This window comes from Pantoea sp. BAV 3049 (genome assembly GCF_009765445.1).
Classification (GTDB): Bacteria; Pseudomonadota; Gammaproteobacteria; order Enterobacterales; family Enterobacteriaceae; genus Erwinia.
Map to the genome: position 1 here is coordinate 1472881 of NZ_WHOY01000031.1, position 18922 is coordinate 1491802.

The following is an 18922-nucleotide window of genomic DNA, read 5'->3' on the forward strand; positions in this document are numbered from 1 at the left end:
AGGGTCACGCAAATGTTACATTTTTATGACAGTTTGCGAATTTGTCTGATTATGAATTACGCACATGTCAACCAGATAGTTTCCTGCAGGTTACTGATTTTCGCTACACTGGCCGCACTTTTCACTGCAGAGTTTTCTATTGTGACGCTACTGATTGTCACCACAATTTTGTGGGCATTTTCCTTCAGCCTGATTGGCGAATATCTGGCCGGGCAGGTAGATACCTGGTTCTCGGTCCTGATCCGCCTGCTGCTGGCCGCTGTCGTGTTTCTGCCGTTCCTGCGCTGGCGTGGGTACAGGGCTTCAACGCTGTTGCTGTATATGGCGGTGGGAGCTTTGCAACTGGGGATCATGTATCTCATCAGCTTCCAGGCTTATCTCTATCTCAGCGTGTCGGAGCTGTTGCTGTTTACCGTGATGACGCCGCTGTATGTGACACTTATTTATGATTTGCTGGCAGGGCGCGGCATTCGATTTGGTTATGCGCTCAGCGCGCTGTTGGCGGTGGCGGGTGCAGCCATTATCCGTTATGACAAAGTCAGCGATCACTTCTGGTTTGGTCTGCTGCTGGTCCAGCTGGCCAATATCTGTTTTGCGGTGGGCATGGTGGGTTACAAGCGCCTGCAGGAAACACGTCCGATGCCGCAGCATACAGCCTTTTCATGGTTCTATATCGGTGCGGTCAGCGTGGCGATAGTGGCCTGGTTCCTGTGGGGAAATCCGCATAAATTACCGACCACTACCTTCCAGTGGGGCATTCTGATCTGGCTGGGGGTTGCGGCTTCTGGTCTGGGCTATTTTATGTGGAACTACGGTGCAACTCAGGTGGATGCGGGTACGCTGGGGATTATGAATAATATGCATGTGCCTGCCGGACTGCTGGTTAATTTGGCGATCTGGCAACAGCAGCCGCACTGGCCAAGTTTCATTATTGGCTCAGCGGTTATATTTTCATCGTTATGGGTTCACCGACACTGGATAATTAAAAAGAGCACGGTTTAAATATTATTAGACATCGGGAAGGTTAAAACTTCCCGATGTTGTTTGCTGGTGATTTATTTAACCAGTGAACCAAGCGCATCAATCACTTTATTAATCTGAGTTTCAATCAGACCGCCAATGCGGCTGCCCAGATCCTGGCCTGCTGCAGAAGCCTGATCCTCGGTGTATCCCAGATCGGTCAGTGCAGAAGAAGCGGATTTAAAAATATTGGTAAAAAGCGAACCGAAAAAATTAGCCGCTCCGTCCTGGATTTTACCTGCGCCGCTGACTTCATTAATTTCAGAAACGTTCAGTTCTCTCATGATTAATTCCTTTTCATGGTGATTTATTTAATTGGTTTGGGGCCCCTTAAAAGATTATTGCTGCGCAATGGATAAGTCAAATTATATTAAATGCTTGCTTAAAATCTTATGGAATGATTGGAAGTGGGAGGTTTTATTGTTTCTTAAATAACAGTAGTATTATTTTAAAACAGAAATAATGGGCAGCCCTGAGGCTGCCGTTAAATTCAGGCTGGTTTGCTGGCAGAAGGACGAACTTTCATGGTCAGCCCTTTCAGGAAATTACGTAAAATCTGGTCACCGCACTCACGGTAATTTTTATGGCCCGGCTTGCGGAAAATCGCCCCAATTTCAGACTGACCGACAGCAAAATCCGCCAGCTTGAGGATCTCAAGGATATCGGTTGTTTTCAGATCGAACGCCACGCGAAGTTTCTTCACGATGATGTTATTGGTCATCTTGCGTTCAATCGACGGCTCCGGCGCGTCCTCGCTTTTGCCGCGACGCTGGAAAATCAGGCCGTTAAGAAAATAACCCATCACCACATCCGGGCAGGCACGGAAGCCGGGCTCATCATCTTTCTTCAGAAAGCTGTGCACTTCGGCTTCGGAGACTTCAGTGTCGGCCAGTGCCAGGATGGCTACAACCTGGGCATCGTTTAACTGAAGCATGTAGCGCACGCTGCGCAGGACGTCGTTATTAGTCATAAAACTCTCATCAGGGAACAAAGGGCATTGGGCGCATTATATACCCTTCATACTTGAAGTTGCAGCTGTGTTGGCTGCACGAGCGCACCCCAGTCACTTACTTGAGTAAGCTCCTGGGGATTTGCTCGCTGGCCGCCTTGCTGCAACTCCAATTATTTTGGCTATAGATAAGAGGGCGGCAGAAACAGGAAAACCGCCAGCAAAACCGCCAGCAAAACGCTGGCGATGCATTCAGAGCGGCAGAGGCGAGGGCAGCGGTGTCCCCGGCTGCGAGGCATCCCGCACCAGCGGCAGGTGATCGCAGGCATGCTGGCGGGCAGAGCGGATAAAGGCTTCCACGACCGGCTGGCGCTGCTCACCGTCGCGCACTGCAGCGTATAAGCGGCTCCACAGGCCATCTCCCAGGGTTTTGGTTACCACCAGTCCCTGATGTTCAAAGCTTTCCACCACCCAATGCGGCAGCGCGGCAATCCCCATCCCGGCGGAGACCATCTGAATCAACAGCAGCGTGTTATCGACACTTTTCAATGCCGGGCTGACGCCCGCAGGCTGCAGGAAATGCCGCCAGATATCCAGGCGCTGACGCTGCACCGGATAGATCATCAGTACTTCATTCGCCAGATCCTCAGGTGAAATATGTTCAACCTGCGCCAGCGGATGGTCCGGAGCCAGCACCAGACGCACCTCAAAATCAAACATCGGTGAATAGAACAGCCCGCTGCGCGGCAGGATATCCGAGGTCAGCACCACGTCCAGCTCGCCCTGTTGCAGTGCAGGCTGCGGGTCAAAGGTTACGCCGGATTTGAAATCCATTACCACCTGCGGCCAGCTCTGGCGGAAGTTGCTCAGCGCCGGGGTCAGCCACTGAATGCAGCTGTGGCACTCAATGGCGATGCGCAGCGTGGTCTGGTGCGGCTCATGACAGGCCTGCAACGCATGCTGGATCTGCGGCAGTACCTGCTCGGCGAGATGCAGCAGAATTTCACCCTGCGGCGTAAAGCGCAGCGGCTGACTTTTGCGCACGAATAAACGAAAGCCCAGACGCTGTTCCAGGTCGCTGAACTGATGGGATAACGCCGACTGCGTTTGATGGAGCTGCGCCGCCGCAGCGGCCAGCGAACCAGTATTTCGCAGCGCCTGCAGCGTCCGCAGGTGTTTGAGTTCGATCATGAGAGTCCTTCACATCGACAATGAACAATTTGCGCTTGTGGTTATTACAGTACCTGCTGATTATAGATGTGTAAACATCTGGACGTCTAAAAGCCTGATTGCAACGACAATGGGCGGCAACTGAGGAAAGAACTGATGACAATACTGAACCATACGCTCGGCTTCCCACGTGTTGGGCTGCGCCGCGAACTGAAAAAAGCTCAGGAAAGCTACTGGGCAGGGAACAGCACTCAGGAAGAACTGCTGGCTGTTGGCCGTGAACTGCGTGCCCGCCACTGGCAGCAGCAGAAACAGGCCGGTGTGGACCTGGTGCCGGTTGGCGATTTCGCCTGGTACGATCATGTCCTGACCACCAGCCTGCTGCTCGGCAACGTGCCTGCCCGTCACCAGAACAAAGACGGTTCTGTCGATCTGGATACCTTATTCCGTCTGGGCCGTGGCCGTGCACCAACCGGTGAACCGGCAGCCGCGGCTGAAATGACCAAATGGTTTAACACCAACTATCACTACATGGTGCCTGAGTTCACTCAAGGTCAGCAGTTCAAGCTGAGCTGGACTCAATTGCTGGATGAAGTGGATGAAGCACTGACCCTGGGCCACAAAGTGAAACCTGTTCTGTTAGGTCCGGTAACCTATTTGTGGCTGGGCAAAGTGAAAGGCGAGCAGTTTGATCGCCTGAGCCTGCTGAAAGACATTCTGCCGGTATACCAGCAGGTGCTACACGCCCTGGCTAAGCGCGACATCGAATGGGTGCAGATCGACGAACCTGCGCTGGTGCTGGAGCTGCCACCGGAGTGGCTGAACGCCTTCAAACCGGCTTATGAAGCCTTGCAGGGTAAAACCAAACTGCTGCTGACTACCTACTTCGAAAGCGCTGGCACCAACATCGACACCATCCGTGCGCTGCCAGTACAGGGTCTGCACGTTGATCTCATTCACGGTAAAGACGATATCGCCGTGCTGAATGACAAAGTGCCTGCCGACTGGCTGCTGTCCGTTGGGGTAATCAACGGTCGAAATGTCTGGCGTGCGGATCTGAGCAGCTGGTTTGAACGTCTGCAGCCTCTGGCCGGTAAGCGCCAGCAGCTGTGGATTGGTTCATCCTGTTCACTGTTGCACAGCCCAATCGATCTCAGCACTGAAACCCGCCTGGACGATGAGGTGAAAAGCTGGTTTGCCTTCGCCCTGCAGAAATGTGCCGAGCTGTCGCTACTGAGCAACGCGCTGAACAACAACAATCCGCAGTCGCTGGAAGCGTGGAGCGCGCCAATCCGTGCCCGTCGTAACTCAACCCGCGTTCACAATGCTGCGGTTGGCAAACGTCTGGCGGCAATTGTGGCGAAAGACAGCCAGCGCGACAGCAGCTACAACGTGCGTGCCAAAGCCCAGCGCGATCGCTTCCAGCTGCCGGCATGGCCAACCACCACCATTGGCTCTTTCCCACAGACCACTGAGATCCGCAGCCTGCGCCTGGACTTCAAACAGGGCCGCCTGGATGGCAGCCACTACCGCACCGGCATCGCTGAGCATATCAGGCAGGCCATCGTGGAGCAGGAGCGCTTAGGGCTGGACGTGCTGGTTCACGGCGAAGCGGAACGTAATGACATGGTTGAATACTTCGGTGAGAACCTGGACGGCTTTGCCTTTACCCAGAACGGCTGGGTGCAGAGCTATGGTTCACGCTGCGTGAAGCCACCGGTGATTATCGGCGATGTCAGCCGTCCTGAAGCCATCACCGTTGAGTGGGCGAAGTATGCCCAGTCTCTGACCGAAAAACCGGTCAAGGGTATGCTGACCGGTCCGGTCACCATTCTGTGCTGGTCGTTCCCACGTGAAGACGTTTCACGTGAAATCATCGCCAAACAGATTGCTCTGGCGCTGCGTGATGAAGTGGAAGATCTGGAAAAAGCCGGTATCGGCATCATCCAGATTGATGAGCCAGCCCTGCGTGAAGGCCTGCCGCTGCGTCAGTCCGACTGGGCCGCGTACCTGGAGTGGGCCGTTGATGCCTTCCGTCTGAACGCCGCTGTGGCGCAGGACGATACGCAGATCCACACCCACATGTGTTACTGCGAGTTCAACGACATCATGGATTCCATTGCGGCACTGGATGCGGATGTGATCACCATCGAAACGTCCCGCTCAGATATGGAGCTGCTGGAGTCGTTCGAAGAGTTTGAATATCCGAATGAAATTGGCCCGGGCGTATATGACATTCACTCACCTAACGTGCCGACCGTAGAATGGATGGAGGAGCTGCTGCTGAAAGCCGCACAGCGCATTCCCGGTGAGCGTCTGTGGGTGAACCCGGACTGTGGCCTGAAAACACGCGGCTGGACGGAAACTCGTCAGGCGCTGGCTAACATGGTGAAAGCGGCGCAGAACCTGCGTAAAGCAGAAGCCTGATTTCAGTGTAGTTGTGCTCAGGGCGCCGTCAGGCGCCCTTTTTAATGGTTATTCCACGCCGTGCTGCTTAAACCACGCCAGCATCCGCTGCCAGCCATCCTTCGCGGACTCCTGGTGATAGCTGGGGCGGTAGTCGGCATTGAAAGCGTGTCCGGCATCAGGATAGACCACGATTTCAGATTTTGAATTGGCTGCCCGCAGCGCCTGGCGCATAGTTTCCACCGTATCCTGCGGGATGCTGTCATCTTTCCCACCGTACAGACCCAGCACCGGCGCAGTCAGATCGACAGCGATATCGACCGGCTGCTTCTGCTGCTTCATGGTTTTATCACCGACCAGCTTGCCGTACCAGGCCACGGCAGCCTTCAGCTGTGGATTGTGCGCGGCGTACAGCCAGGTGATCCGCCCGCCCCAGCAGAAGCCGGTCGCGGCCATATTGCGCATATCGCCGCCGTGGCGGGAGGCCCAGTTGGCCACGTGATCCAGGTCGGCCAGCACCTGAGAATCCGGCACTTTGCTGACCAGCTCACTAAACAGCGTCGGAATATCGTTGTAATCCTGAGGATCGCCCTGACGGAAGTAGAGTTCCGGCGCTATCGCCATATAACCGTCCAGCGCCAGACGGCGGCAGATATCGCGAATATGCTCATGCACGCCAAAGATCTCCTGCACCACCAGAATCACCGGCAGGGGGCCGCTGGCGTAACGGGGCTTTGCGTGAAACGCGGGCATGTTTTCACCCTGAGTCGGGATGGAGGTTTCTCCAGACAGGATGGCGTCACTTTCGGTCGTGATGGTAGTCGATGCGGCAGGCGATACCGCAGGAGCGAACCCATTATTGCTCATTTTTTGAGTCATATTATCTTCGGTTTTCATTGTCCTCTCCGTGCATGCATTAGCGCAATCAGCTAACTATAGCCAGGATTACGTTTGGGCCAGGTGCTTGCTCTCTTCTCATCTTTACCACTGGCAAAGAGGATCCGGCGGGGCAAGTTGTGGCACGCCGGGAGGAAAGAGTGATTAAATGTGAGTGATATCACTCTTTTATGCATATTTGATGTAACTTTCATTATGCATAGTGAGTCCTCTCACACAATACCGGTCAGATTTCCGTTACTGTGGCGCTCCTACCTCGCGCCACCTTTTGCCGTCACAGGAGTTTGCAATGGCACAGTCAGACGTTTTTCACCTGGGTTTAACACAAGCAGATTTGCAGGGAGCTACTCTGGCCATCGTGCCTGGCGATCCCGAGCGGGTTAAGAAAATTGCCGCACTGATGGACAATGCCGTGCATCTGGCTTCCCACCGGGAATTCACCACCTGGCGTGCCGAGATTGGCGGCAAAGCCGTGATCGTCTGCTCCACCGGAATTGGCGGCCCTTCCACCTCTATCGCCGTGGAAGAGTTGGCTCAACTGGGTGTGCGTACGTTCCTGCGCGTCGGTACTACTGGTGCCATCCAGCCAGAAATCAATGTCGGTGACGTGCTGGTGACGACCGGATCGGTGCGTCTGGACGGTGCCAGCCTGCACTTTGCCCCGCTGGAATTCCCGGCAGTGGCAGACTTTGCCTGTACTACCGCACTGGTCGAAGCCGCTAAAGAGGCCGGGGCCAAAACCCATATCGGCATCACCGCTTCCTCAGATACCTTCTATCCGGGGCAGGAGCGTTACGACACTTATTCCGGCCGGGTCGTCAGCCGCTTCCAGAACTCGATGAAAGAGTGGCAGCAGATGGGCGTGCTGAACTATGAAATGGAATCGGCAACCTTGCTGACCATGTGCGCCAGCCAGGGCCTGCGTGCCGGTATGGTGGCCGGGGTCATCGTAAATCGCACTCAGCAGGAAATCCCTGATGCGGAAATGATGAAGAAAACCGAAAGCGATGCAGTGCGTATTGTGGTTGACGCTGCCCGTAAGCTGCTCTGATCGTTTTTATCTGGACATTCATACAGTGCCGCTCTACCTTTTCCCGTAGTTAAGTACGTGCGGGAGAAATAGCGTGGATGCAACAATCAGTTACGGCATCTGTATTGGCCTGGCCGGGCTGCTGGCAGGCTGGTTAATTGCCTCGTTCAGAAGCCAGCGGCTTTCAGCCCGGCAGGAAACGGAACGGCTGCTGCTGCTGCAGTCGGCCGAACAGTTACAGCAGGAGCGTGGACGGCTGGTTCAGCAAATTGAAGATCAGCAGCAGGCGCAAAAACAGAACGAGCTGGAGCTGCGCCAGCTGCACGGCTCACTCTCTGCCGCGCAGGAAAAGCTGCATCACCTCGACCACTGGCGTCATGAAGCCGAGCAGCTTACCCGTGAGCTGCGCAACCAGCTGGAAATCAGCAGCGCTCAGGAAGCGGAGCTTCGCGAAGTCACCATCCGTCTGGAAGAGACGCGCATGGCGGCAGAGGAGAAGCAGCGCCTGCTGACCAATAGCGAGCAGCGCCTCAACGCCCAGTTTGAAAACCTCGCAAATCGCATCTTTGAAAACAGTGGCCGCCGGGTCGATGAACAAAACCGGCAGAGCCTTAATGGCCTGATCGCACCGCTGCGAGAGCAGCTGGAAGGCTTCCGTCGCCAGGTGCAGGAAGGCTTCGGCCAGGAAGCTCGTGAGCGTCACACCCTCTCCCATGAAATCCGTAACCTTCAGCAGCTCAACGCGCAGATGGCGCAGGAAGCGATTAACCTTACTAAAGCGCTGAAAGGCGATAATAAAACCCAGGGCAACTGGGGAGAAGTGGTGCTGAGCCGGGTGCTGGAAGCTTCCGGCCTGCGGGAAGGCCATGAGTACGAAACCCAGGTCAATATCCAGCTGGAACAGAACGGGCGCATGCAGCCGGACGTTATCGTGCGCCTGCCGCAGGGCAAGGACGTGGTCATTGATGCCAAGATGACGCTGGTCGCCTACGAACGCTATTTTAACGGCGAGGATGAGGCTACGCGGGAAGCGGCCATCAGTGAGCATATCGCCGCCATCAGGGGCCATCTCCGCCTGCTGAGCCGTAAAGATTATCAACAATTGCCCGGTTTACGCTCGCTGGATTATGTGTTGATGTTTATCCCGGTTGAACCGGCCTTCCTGTTAGCCATCGATCGCCAGCCCGAGCTGATCAACGAAGCGCTGAACCTGAATATTATGCTGGTCAGCCCAACCACGCTGTTGGTGGCGCTGCGCACCATTAATAATTTGTGGCGCTATGAACATCAGAGCCGCCATGCCCAGCGAATTGCCGACCGGGCAGCGAAGCTGTATGACAAAATGCGCCTGTTTGTCGATGACATGTCGGCAATGGGGCAGAACCTGGACCGGGCGCAGGACAGCTACCGACAGGCGATGAAAAAGCTGTCGGAAGGGCGAGGTAATCTGATTGCCCAGACCGAAAGCTTCCGCCAGTTAGGGGTGGAGGTGAAACGGCCAATCAATCCCCGACTGGTCGAGCAGGCGATGCCGGAAACCCCTGAAGAGTCAGAGGATGAGTGGAATGACGGGCTCTTTGACGCAGAGGAAAAAAGTGGGTCAGCGCGCGTGAATGAATAAACCGCAAGGCCGTGCCTGACCTGCGCGACTCTGATACACTTGGCAGAATATTGATTGCAGAGCAGGCAAAACAAATGGCAGATGAATCAAAGGACACCACCCATTTTGGCTTCCAGACCGTAGCCAAAAGCGACAAAGCTGAAATGGTGGCTGATGTTTTCCATTCCGTTGCGGCCAAATATGACCTGATGAACGATCTGATGTCGTTCGGTATTCACCGCATCTGGAAGCGTTTCACTATCGACTGCAGCGGCGTGCGTCGCGGCCAGCGAGTGCTGGATCTGGCGGGTGGTACCGGTGACCTCACGGCAAAATTCTCGCGCCTGGTGGGCGAGACTGGCGAAGTGGTGCTGGCCGATATCAACAGCTCAATGCTGAAAGTGGGCCGCGAAAAGCTGCGTAATATCGGTATCGTTGGCAATGTGAACTACGTTCAGGCCAACGCGGAAGCGCTGCCTTTCCCGGATAACTACTTCGACTGCATTACTATCGCCTTTGGCCTGCGTAACGTCACCGAAAAAGAGAAGGCTCTGGCCTCAATGTTTCGCGTGCTCAAGCCGGGCGGACGTCTGCTGGTGCTGGAGTTCTCAAAGCCAGTGCTGGAACCGCTGAACAAAGCTTATGACGCTTACTCTTTCCATATCCTGCCGCGCATTGGCGAGCTGGTGGCGAAGGACGCCGGAAGCTATCGTTATCTGGCAGAATCCATCCGTATGCATCCGGATCAGGAGACGCTGAAACAGATGATGGAAGACGTCGGCTTCGAAAACACCACCTATCATAATCTCACCGGTGGCATCGTAGCGTTGCACCGCGGGTTCAAGTTCTAAACAGGAAAGCGCATGACCTTAACGCCGCTGTTAACCGCGGGGCTGGAAACAGCACTTAATCAGGTTTTGTATCGCGATCGCGGCCTGAAAGCAGCACGTCAACGCCTGAATGGCAAAAGCCTGGCAATTGAGCTGGCTGAGCTGAAACAGCCGATCACGTTCATCTTCAGTGAAAAGCAGGTGGATGTGATTGGTGACTGGAATGACACGCCGGATTGCCTGGTGAAAACCCGGCTTGCCACGCTGCGTAAGCTGCGCGATCGTCAACAATTAACCAGCCTGATCCGCAGCGGCGAGCTGGAAGTGACAGGGGATCTGCAGGTTGTGCAGCAGTTCTCTGCGCTGATCGATCTGGCTGAACTGGATCCGGCTGAGTACCTCGCGCCGTGGACCGGGGATATTGTTGCTCAGGGCGTCAGCCAGTTTGCCCGCCGGGGTGTGCAGTTTTTCAGTGGCGACCTGAAGCGCAAACAGGGCTACCTGAGCCAGGCGCTGACGGAAGAGTGGCGTCTGGCGCCCGGTAATCTCGAGCTGGCCTGGTTTGCGGAAGAGGTGGACGCGACGTCTCGCGAACTCTCCGCTCTGGAAGCCCGACTGAACGCGCTGGAGGGCAAATGACCTTCGGAGAACTACGTCGCCTCTACTTTATCATCCGCATTTTCCTCAGTTACGGCCTTGATGAGCTGATCCCGAAAACCCGGCTGGCGCTGCCGCTGCGCCTGTGGCGCAAGTGCCTCTTCTGGATGCCGAACCAGCACAAGAGCCAGCCGTTGGGTGAGCGTTTACGTCTGGCGTTAGAGCAACTGGGGCCGGTGTGGATCAAGTTCGGCCAGATGATGTCCACCCGTCGTGACCTGTTCCCGCCGCACATAGCCGATCAGTTAGCGATGCTGCAGGACCGTGTTGCGCCGTTTGATGGCGTGCTGGCAAAACAACAGATTGAACAGTCGCTTGGCTGCGGAGTGGAAACCTGTTTTGATGATTTCGAGATCAAACCGCTGGCTTCCGCTTCCATTGCTCAGGTGCATACCGCCATACTGAAAGAAAACGGTCAGGAAGTGGTGATCAAAGTAATCCGTCCGGATATTTTACCGGTGATCAAAGCGGATATGCGGCTGATCAAACGTATGGCCCGTTGGGTACCGCGCTTGCTGCCTGATGGCCGCCGTCTGCGCCCGCAGGAAGTGGTGGCGGATTACGAGAAAACCCTGATCGACGAGCTGAACCTGCTGCGTGAAGCGGCAAACGCCATCCAGCTGCGCCGGAACTTCGACAACAGCAAAATGCTCTATGTGCCGGAAATCTTCTCCGACTACTGCAGCGAAACCATGCTGGTGATGGAGCGCATTTACGGTATTCCGGTAAATGATGTGGTGCAGCTTGAGCAGCAGGGCGTCAACATGAAGCTGCTGGCCGAGCGCGGCGTGCAGGTCTTCTTCACCCAGGTGTTCCGCGACAGCTTTTTCCATGCTGATATGCATCCCGGCAATATCTTCGTCAGCTATGACCACCCGGAAGATCCGCAGTATATTGGGATCGACTGCGGCATCGTCGGGTCGCTGAACAAAGAAGACAAGCGCTACCTGGCGGAGAACTTCATCGCCTTCTTCAACCGCGATTATCGCAAGGTGGCCGAGCTGCACGTGGATTCTGGCTGGGTTCCGCCAGACACCAATGTGGAAGATTTTGAATTTGCCATCCGCACGGTCTGCGAGCCTATTTTTGAAAAGCCGCTGGCGGAGATCTCTTTCGGCCACGTGCTGCTGAATTTATTCAACACCGCACGCCGCTTCAATATGGAAGTTCAGCCTCAGCTGGTTCTCCTGCAGAAAACATTACTGTATGTTGAAGGGGTGGGACGGCAGCTGTATCCGCAGCTTGACCTGTGGAAAACCGCCAAACCGTTCCTTGAAGACTGGATTAAAGATCAGATCGGCATCCCGGCTATCGTCCGGGCGCTGAAGGAAAAGGCTCCGTTCTGGGCGGAAAAACTGCCAGAACTGCCTGAATTATTTTACGACAGCCTCCGTCAGCACAAGCATTTGCAGCACAGCGTGGATAAGTTGACCACCGATTTGAAAGGGGAGCGCGTCAGGCAGCATCAGTCGCGTTACCTGTTCGGGGTGGGTGCAACCCTGTTGCTGAGCGGAACGGCGATACTGCTGACCCGGCCACAATGGGATCTGATTTCCGCAGCAATGATCGCTGCCGGACTGGTGACCTGGCTGATAGGCTGGCGAAAAACGGTCTGATTGTCATGAAAAGTAAAAAGGGCCTGAGGAGTTAGCTGGCGTTGCTTTGTTCATCGTCAGCGCGCCCTGAGCTGTTATATACTGCAAAACTGGCATTACAACTGATTATCAGAGGCAAAATATGGGCGGTATAAGTATCTGGCAGTTATTAATTATTGCCGTAATTGTGGTTCTTCTCTTTGGCACCAATAAATTGCGTACCATGGGTTCCGATCTGGGGTCATCCATCAAGGGCTTTAAAAAAGCCATGAGCGATGAAGATGAGAATGAAAAAAAACACGCCGATGATGCTGATTTCAATGCCAAACTGGCTGACAAACAGCAGACAGAAGCCAGGAAAGAAGACGTTAAGAACGACAAGGTATAAACCGTGTTCGACATAGGCTTTAGTGAACTGATATTGGTCTTCGTCATCGGGCTTGTGGTGCTGGGTCCCAAGCGTTTACCGGTGGCGGTCAGAACCGTCGTTGGCTGGATCCGCGCTCTGCGATCGCTGGCAACCAGCGTGCAGAATGAACTGGCTCAGGAGCTGAAATTGCAGGAGCTGCAGGACAGCCTGAAAAAGGTCGAAGAGGCGAGTAAAAACAGCCTGACGCCAGAGCTGAAAGCCTCAATGGAAGAGTTGAAGCAGTCGGCGGAATCTATGAAGCGCTCCTACCTGGGCGAGAACGAAAAAGCCGATGATGAAGCCAACACTATCCATAATCCGTTAGTGAAAAAACCTGCCGAATCTCACGATGGCGTAACGCCAGCGGATGCTGACCATCAGGCCAGCGCGCCGGTGCAGGCGCCTGAAGCGCCCGCGAGTCCTCAGGCTGCAACCGCGCCGGCAGTAACCGCTGAACCGGTGGTGCACGTCTCTGAAGCGGCCAGTGCGCCAGCGGAGAAATCTGCGGCAGTTGCTAAGCCGGTGCCTGTGGCAGCGACAGGCACGGAACCTTCAATCCTGTCCAGCCGTGCTCCTGCTTCCACCACTCAACCGGGAGAGCAACGTTAAACATGGCTGTTGAAGATACCCAACCGCTTATCAGTCATTTGATTGAACTCCGTAAGCGTCTGCTGAACTGCATCATCGCCGTTGTGGCGATTTTTCTTTGCCTGGCTTACTTCTCCAATGATATCTACCAGATCGTTTCTGCACCGCTGATCAGACAGATGCCAGCGGGTGCCAGCATGATCGCGACCGATGTGGCCTCGCCGTTCTTCACTCCGATCAAGCTGACGATGATTGTCTCAGTGTTCCTTGCGGTGCCGGTGATCCTCTATCAGATTTGGGCCTTTATTGCGCCTGCGCTGTACCGGCATGAGCGCAGGCTGGTTATGCCTCTGCTGTTTTCCAGTTCATTCCTATTTTATGTGGGGATGGCTTTCGCCTACTTTGTTGTCTTTCCGTTGGCCTTTGGCTTCTTTGCCAAGACCGCCCCTCAGGGCGTGGTGATCGCTACCGACATCAACAACTACCTCGATTTTGTGATGGCGTTGTTTATGGCGTTTGGCGTCTCCTTTGAAGTGCCGATTGCCATTGTGTTGCTGTGCTGGACCGGCGTGACAACACCTGAAGAACTGAAGAAAAAGCGCCCATACGTACTGGTCGGCGCTTTTGTGGTGGGCATGTTACTGACGCCACCGGATGTTTTCTCGCAGACGCTTCTGGCAATCCCAATGTATTGCCTGTTTGAAGTGGGAGTGTTCTTCGCCCGCTTCTACGTTGGCAAAGGGCGTAAAGACAACGACCAGGATGAAGCCGGGACCGAAGAATAGCTTTTCTGGCTCCGCCTCGTTGAAGTGAAATAACCGCCCGAAAGGGCGGTTACTGTTTGGAACAAGCTATGTTTGATATCGGGGTTAACCTGACCAGCACGCAGTTCGCGAAAGATCGCGATCATGTCGTTAAACGTGCGAAAGATGCAGGGGTGACCGGTTTACTGATCACCGGGACCAACGCGCTGGAAAGCCAGCAGGCGCAGAGCCTGGCCACACGCCGTCCGGGCTATTGCTGGTCAACCGCGGGCGTCCATCCTCATCACGCCAGTGAATGGTCAGGAGAAACGGCGGCCACGCTGAAGCGTCTGGCTGAAAGCCCGGAGGTGGTGGCGATTGGCGAGTGCGGGCTGGATTTTAACCGTAATGTCTCCGAACCCGAGCAGCAGGCCTACGCCTTCGATGCTCAACTGGCGCTGGCCGCAGAGGTGGGACTGCCCGTCTTTCTCCACTGCCGCGAAGCGCACGACCGCTTTATGGCTATCCTGACGCCGTGGCTGCCGAAACTGGCCGGTGCGGTGATCCACTGCTTTACCGGCACCCGTGCAGAGCTGGAAGCCTGCCTGGCTGCAGGACTTTATGTCGGAATTACTGGCTGGGTGTGCGACGAGCGTCGCGGGATGGAACTGCGCGATTTGATGCCGCTGATACCACAGAATCGCCTGCTGCTGGAAACAGATGCACCATATCTGATCCCGCGTGATATGCGTCCCCGCCCGGTATCACGCCGCAACGAACCCTGTTTTTTACCGCATATTGTTGAGCAGGTGGCGGCGTTACGTGGTGAGGAGGCGCCAGCTTTGGGACAGCAGTGCGACCGTAATGCCCGGGAATTGTTCAGGCTGACCGTTTAGCCAGTGTAAACGCGGCGGGCAGCAGGCGGAGAAGAAGCCTCAGAGCTTCTGGAATTGTTTGTTGTCCAGGCTGCGCATGATTTGCTTATTCAGCAGGTTAAGCAGCAGCATGGAACGCGCTTCGCCGTCCGGCTCGGTAAAAATCGCCTTCAATCCTTCAAAAGCGCCCGCAGTGATAATGACCCGGTCACCCGGCTGCGGCAGATCGGGATCGACCAGCGTTTCGGGCTGATCGGCTTGCAAAGCGGCGATCACATCATACGGCACGTTAGCGGGCAGGCTGCCAAAGCGAACGAAATGGCTGACTCCACGGGTTGCACTGATGGTGGTGGTGTGGATGGCTTCCGGATCGAACTCAATAAACAGATAGTTCGGGAACAGCGGTTCGCTTACCTGAGTGCGCTTGCCACGTACCAATTTCTCTAATGCAATCATCGGGCTGAGGCAATGCACCGCCTGGCGCTCAAGATGTTCTTTCGCGCGCAGCAGCTGCCCACGTTTGCAATAAAGTAAATACCAGGATTCCATAACGTCACTTCACAATTACAGGGACGTTAAGAATAACAAAATCCGACTCGAAAAACTAAGCATCCTGCTTTAATCCTCCCTATAATGGCCGATTCACTGACCGTATTGATGAGAAGTCATGAAATACCACGACTTACGCGACTTCCTTTCTCTGCTTGAACAGCGCGGAGAATTAAAACGCATTACGCAAGAGATCGATCCCGATCTTGAAATGACCGAAATTGCCGACCGCACCCTGCGGGCTGGCGGCCCGGCGCTGTTATTCGAAAATCCCAAAGGTTATAGCATGCCAGTGCTTTGTAACCTGTTCGGTACGCCGGACCGGGTGGCGTTAGGCATGGGCCAGGAGGATGTGACGGCACTGCGTGACGTGGGTCGGTTACTCGCTTTCCTGAAAGAGCCAGAACCACCGCGGGGCTTCCGTGATTTCTTCGACAAAATTCCGCAGTGGAAACAGGTCCTGAATATGCCGACCAAACGCCTGCGGGATGCTCCCTGCCAGCAGCAAATCTGGCAGGGCGAAGAGGTGGATCTGCACAAAATTCCGGTGATGAAATGCTGGCCGGAAGATGCGGCTCCGCTGATCACCTGGGGCCTGACGGTCACCCGTGGGCCGCACAAAGAGCGGCAAAATCTCGGGATTTACCGTCAACAGGTCATTGGCAAAAACAAGCTGATTATGCGCTGGCTGTCGCATCGTGGCGGCGCGCTGGATTTCCAGGAGTGGTCACAGCAGCATCCCGGTGAACGATTCCCGGTAGCTGTGGCGCTGGGTGCCGATCCGGCGACCATTCTCGGCGCGGTGACGCCGGTGCCGGATACCCTGTCGGAATATGCTTTCGCCGGACTGCTGCGTGGCACCAAAACCGAAGTGGTGAAGTGCATCTCCAACGACCTTGAAGTTCCGGCCAGCGCTGAAATCGTGCTGGAAGGCTATATCGAGGCGGGTGAAATGGCACCGGAAGGCCCTTATGGCGACCACACCGGTTACTACAATGAAGTGGATAGCTTCCCGGTATTTACCGTCACGCACATTACGCAGCGCCAGGATGCAATCTATCATTCAACCTACACTGGCCGTCCGCCGGATGAGCCTGCAGTGCTGGGTGTGGCGCTGAATGAAGTCTTCGTCCCGATCCTGCAGAAGCAGTTCCCGGAGATTGTGGATTTCTATCTGCCACCGGAAGGGTGTTCCTACCGGCTGGCCGTGGTCACCATGAAAAAGCAGTATGCAGGCCACGCCAAGCGGGTGATGATGGGCGTCTGGTCATTCCTGCGCCAGTTTATGTACACGAAATTTGTTATTGTCTGCGATGATGACGTGAACGCGCGCGACTGGAATGACGTGATCTGGGCGATTACCACACGTATGGATCCGGCCAGAGACACGGTGCTGGTAGAAAACACGCCAATCGACTATCTGGATTTTGCCTCGCCGGTTTCCGGCCTTGGCTCCAAGATGGGCCTGGATGCCACCAACAAGTGGCCGGGGGAAACCCAGCGCGAGTGGGGCCGCCCGATCCGCAAAGATCCTGCCGTTACGGCAAAAATTGATGCGATCTGGGATGAGTTAGCTATCTTCAGTAAGACGCCCGGGCGCAAAACTGCGCCCGGCAAATAATTGTTCGACCCGACAGAGGGAACGCATGACAACGTTAAGCTGTAAAGTGATCTCGGTAGAAGCAATTACCGATACCGTTTACCGGGTACGGATGGTGCCAGAGGCCGACTTCAGCTTCCGTGCCGGTCAGTATCTGATGGTGGTGATGGATGAGCGGGACAAGCGTCCGTTCTCCCTGGCATCCACGCCGATGGAAAAAGACATCATTGAGTTGCACATTGGTGCCTCGGAGCTGAACCTCTACGCCATGGCGGTGATGGAGCGGATCCAGCAGCAGCGAAAAATCACCGTGGATATTCCGCACGGTGATGCGTGGCTGCGGGAAGAGGGCGATCGTCCGCTGATCCTGATTGCGGGGGGTACGGGCTTCTCTTACGCGCGTTCAATCCTGCTCACTGCCCTGTCGCAGCAGTCGGATCGCGATATCGCGCTCTACTGGGGCGGCCGCGAGCTGAAGCACCTCTATGATATGGAAGAGCTGGAAGCGCTGGCGGTCAAGCATCCTAATCTGAAGATCATTCCGGTGGTCGAACAGCCTGAACCGGGCTGGGAAGGGCGTAATGGCACGGTGCTGACGGCGGTGATGAATGATTACGGCAGTCTGGCCGGTCATGACATCTATATTGCCGGACGTTTTGATATGGCGAAAATTGCCCGGGAACGTTTCTGTGCCGAGCGCGGAGCTAAAGAGGATCAGATGTACGGCGATGCCTTCGCTTTCATCTGATTTTTCAGGGGTGGAGCACTCTGCCCCTGAATGAAAAAACCCGCCCCTGACAGGCGGGAAGAACAGCAGTGTAACTTCCAGTCAACGTATCAGATTCGCTCAAAGACGGTCGCTATCCCCTGACCCAGACCAATACACATGGTCGCCAGGCCAAACTGAGCGTCACGCCGTTCCAGCAGATTTAACAATGTGGTACTGATGCGCGCGCCGGAGCACCCCAGCGGGTGACCAAGCGCAATCGCGCCACCGTTCAGGTTGACCCTTTCATCCAGAACGTCCATTAATCCCAGGTCTTTAATGCATGGCAACGTCTGGGCCGCGAAGGCTTCATTCAGTTCAAACAGGTCGATATCGCTGACGCTCAGACCCGCCCTTTTCAGCGCCAGCTTTGACGCAGGCACCGGGCCATAGCCCATGATCGACGGATCGCAGCCCACTACCGCCATAGAGCGGATATAAGCGCGGGGTTTCAGGCCCAGCTCTCTGGCGCGGGACTCACTCATCACCAGCATGGCTGCCGCACCGTCTGACAGCGCAGAAGAGCTTGCTGCCGTGACCGTACCGTTGACCGGATCAAACGCCGGTCGCAGGGCCGCCAGACCTTCAGCGGTGGTATCCGGACGAATTACTTCATCATAATCATAACGTTTCAGTACGCCGTCGGTGTCATGACCGCTGGTGGCGACAATTTCGCTGGCAAAGTGCCCTGCCTGAGTGGCAGCCCATGCGCGCTGGTGCGAGCGGGCGGCGAATGCATCCTGCATTTCACGGCTGATGCCGTGCATCTTCGCCAGCATCTCTGCGGTCAGGCCCATCATGCCGGCGGCTTTCGCCACGGTTTTGCTCAGGCCGGGATGGAAATCCACCCCGTGACTCATCGGCACGTGGCCCATATGTTCCACGCCGCCAACCAGACACGCACTGGCATCGCCAACCATAATCGCTCTGGCGGCATCGTGCAGCGCCTGCATTGAAGAACCGCAAAGGCGGTTAACCGTAGTGGCCGGCACCCGGTGTGGGATCTCCGCCAGCAGGGCCGCGTTACGGGCAATATTGAAGCCCTGCTCCAGCGTCTGCTGCACGCAGCCCCAGTAAACATCGTCCAGACTTTCTGCGGCGAGTGCCGGGTTGCGGCTCAGCACGCTACGCATCAGATGGGCAGAGAGATCTTCCGCGCGGACATGGCGATAAGCACCGCCTTTGGAGCGTCCCATCGGCGTGCGTACGGCATCAACAATGACAACTTTTTCCATCTT

The 18922-nt window shown here is 55.5% G+C and carries 19 protein-coding genes; 13 read left to right on the top strand and 6 right to left on the bottom strand.

Going from position 1 to position 18922, the window contains the following annotated elements:
• Nucleotides 1-141: 141 nt before the first annotated feature.
• Complete coding sequence (locus GSQ70_RS07580; RefSeq protein ID WP_158785257.1) at nt 142-1002, top strand: carboxylate/amino acid/amine transporter; 861 nt, start codon at nt 142-144, stop codon at nt 1000-1002.
• Nucleotides 1003-1055: 53 nt separating this feature from the next.
• Here the strand turns inward: GSQ70_RS07580 and GSQ70_RS07585 are convergent, their stop codons facing one another.
• The 3 genes from GSQ70_RS07585 to metR form a co-directional block, all read right to left on the bottom strand.
• The gene (locus GSQ70_RS07585) at nt 1056-1304 is read right to left on the bottom strand and encodes a hypothetical protein (protein WP_158781985.1); all 249 of its coding nucleotides are present in this window, start codon (nt 1302-1304) and stop codon (nt 1056-1058) included.
• Between the two features lie 206 nt (nt 1305-1510).
• Entirely contained in the window at nt 1511-1990 is a 480-nt protein-coding gene (locus tag GSQ70_RS07590; RefSeq protein WP_158781986.1) for a DUF1456 family protein, read from the bottom strand.
• A gap of 231 nt (nt 1991-2221) precedes the next feature.
• Entirely contained in the window at nt 2222-3160 is a 939-nt protein-coding gene (metR, locus tag GSQ70_RS07595) for an HTH-type transcriptional regulator MetR (RefSeq protein ID WP_158781987.1), read from the bottom strand.
• A gap of 135 nt (nt 3161-3295) precedes the next feature.
• Between metR and metE the strand changes: the two genes are divergently transcribed.
• Complete coding sequence (gene metE, locus GSQ70_RS07600; RefSeq protein WP_158781988.1) at nt 3296-5566, top strand: 5-methyltetrahydropteroyltriglutamate--homocysteine S-methyltransferase; 2271 nt, start codon at nt 3296-3298, stop codon at nt 5564-5566.
• A 48-nt stretch (nt 5567-5614) separates the two neighbouring features.
• Here metE and GSQ70_RS07605 read toward each other — a convergent pair whose 3' ends face one another.
• A complete protein-coding gene (locus GSQ70_RS07605; protein WP_158781989.1) occupies nt 5615-6442 on the bottom strand; it encodes a dienelactone hydrolase family protein in 828 nt (275 codons plus the stop codon).
• A gap of 289 nt (nt 6443-6731) precedes the next feature.
• On the opposite strand from GSQ70_RS07605, the gene udp reads away from it, so the two are divergent.
• From udp to tatD, 9 genes are all read left to right on the top strand, one after another.
• Nucleotides 6732-7493 (top strand): uridine phosphorylase, encoded by a 762-nt coding sequence (gene udp, locus GSQ70_RS07610; protein WP_158781990.1) that lies wholly within the window; start codon nt 6732-6734, stop codon nt 7491-7493.
• Between the two features lie 73 nt (nt 7494-7566).
• Nucleotides 7567-9093: a DNA recombination protein RmuC gene (rmuC, locus tag GSQ70_RS07615; RefSeq protein WP_158781991.1), complete on the top strand. Its 1527-nt coding sequence runs from the start codon at nt 7567-7569 to the stop codon at nt 9091-9093.
• A 74-nt stretch (nt 9094-9167) separates the two neighbouring features.
• Complete coding sequence (ubiE, locus tag GSQ70_RS07620; RefSeq protein ID WP_158781992.1) at nt 9168-9923, top strand: bifunctional demethylmenaquinone methyltransferase/2-methoxy-6-polyprenyl-1,4-benzoquinol methylase UbiE; 756 nt, start codon at nt 9168-9170, stop codon at nt 9921-9923.
• A 12-nt stretch (nt 9924-9935) separates the two neighbouring features.
• Entirely contained in the window at nt 9936-10541 is a 606-nt protein-coding gene (locus GSQ70_RS07625; RefSeq protein WP_158781993.1) for an SCP2 domain-containing protein, read from the top strand.
• A complete protein-coding gene (gene ubiB / locus GSQ70_RS07630; RefSeq protein WP_158781994.1) occupies nt 10538-12175 on the top strand; it encodes a ubiquinone biosynthesis regulatory protein kinase UbiB in 1638 nt (545 codons plus the stop codon). The genes GSQ70_RS07625 and ubiB overlap by 4 nt, the downstream gene beginning before the upstream one ends.
• A 121-nt stretch (nt 12176-12296) precedes the next feature.
• Nucleotides 12297-12542: a Sec-independent protein translocase subunit TatA gene (tatA, locus tag GSQ70_RS07635; protein ID WP_158781995.1), complete on the top strand. Its 246-nt coding sequence runs from the start codon at nt 12297-12299 to the stop codon at nt 12540-12542.
• A gap of 3 nt (nt 12543-12545) precedes the next feature.
• Nucleotides 12546-13172 carry a Sec-independent protein translocase protein TatB gene (gene tatB, locus GSQ70_RS07640; RefSeq protein ID WP_158781996.1) on the top strand — a complete coding sequence of 209 codons (627 nt, stop codon included), beginning with the start codon at nt 12546-12548 and terminating at the stop codon, nt 13170-13172.
• Nucleotides 13173-13174: 2 nt separating this feature from the next.
• On the top strand, nt 13175-13936 hold the full coding sequence (gene tatC, locus GSQ70_RS07645) for a Sec-independent protein translocase subunit TatC (protein WP_158781997.1): 762 nt from the start codon (nt 13175-13177) through the stop codon (nt 13934-13936).
• 68 nt (nt 13937-14004) lie between these two features.
• Nucleotides 14005-14790, top strand: coding sequence for a 3'-5' ssDNA/RNA exonuclease TatD (gene tatD / locus GSQ70_RS07650; RefSeq protein ID WP_158781998.1), 786 nt, complete (start codon nt 14005-14007; stop codon nt 14788-14790).
• Between the two features lie 39 nt (nt 14791-14829).
• Here the strand turns inward: tatD and rfaH are convergent, their stop codons facing one another.
• On the bottom strand, nt 14830-15318 hold the full coding sequence (gene rfaH / locus GSQ70_RS07655) for a transcription/translation regulatory transformer protein RfaH (protein WP_158781999.1): 489 nt from the start codon (nt 15316-15318) through the stop codon (nt 14830-14832).
• A 118-nt stretch (nt 15319-15436) separates the two neighbouring features.
• On the opposite strand from rfaH, the gene ubiD reads away from it, so the two are divergent.
• A complete protein-coding gene (gene ubiD / locus GSQ70_RS07660; protein ID WP_158782000.1) occupies nt 15437-16939 on the top strand; it encodes a 4-hydroxy-3-polyprenylbenzoate decarboxylase in 1503 nt (500 codons plus the stop codon).
• 25 nt (nt 16940-16964) lie between these two features.
• Nucleotides 16965-17666 (top strand): NAD(P)H-flavin reductase, encoded by a 702-nt coding sequence (gene fre / locus GSQ70_RS07665; RefSeq protein ID WP_158782001.1) that lies wholly within the window; start codon nt 16965-16967, stop codon nt 17664-17666.
• Nucleotides 17667-17755: 89 nt separating this feature from the next.
• Here the strand turns inward: fre and fadA are convergent, their stop codons facing one another.
• A complete protein-coding gene (fadA, locus tag GSQ70_RS07670; RefSeq protein WP_158782002.1) occupies nt 17756-18919 on the bottom strand; it encodes an acetyl-CoA C-acyltransferase FadA in 1164 nt (387 codons plus the stop codon).
• Nucleotides 18920-18922: the final 3 nt, after the last annotated feature.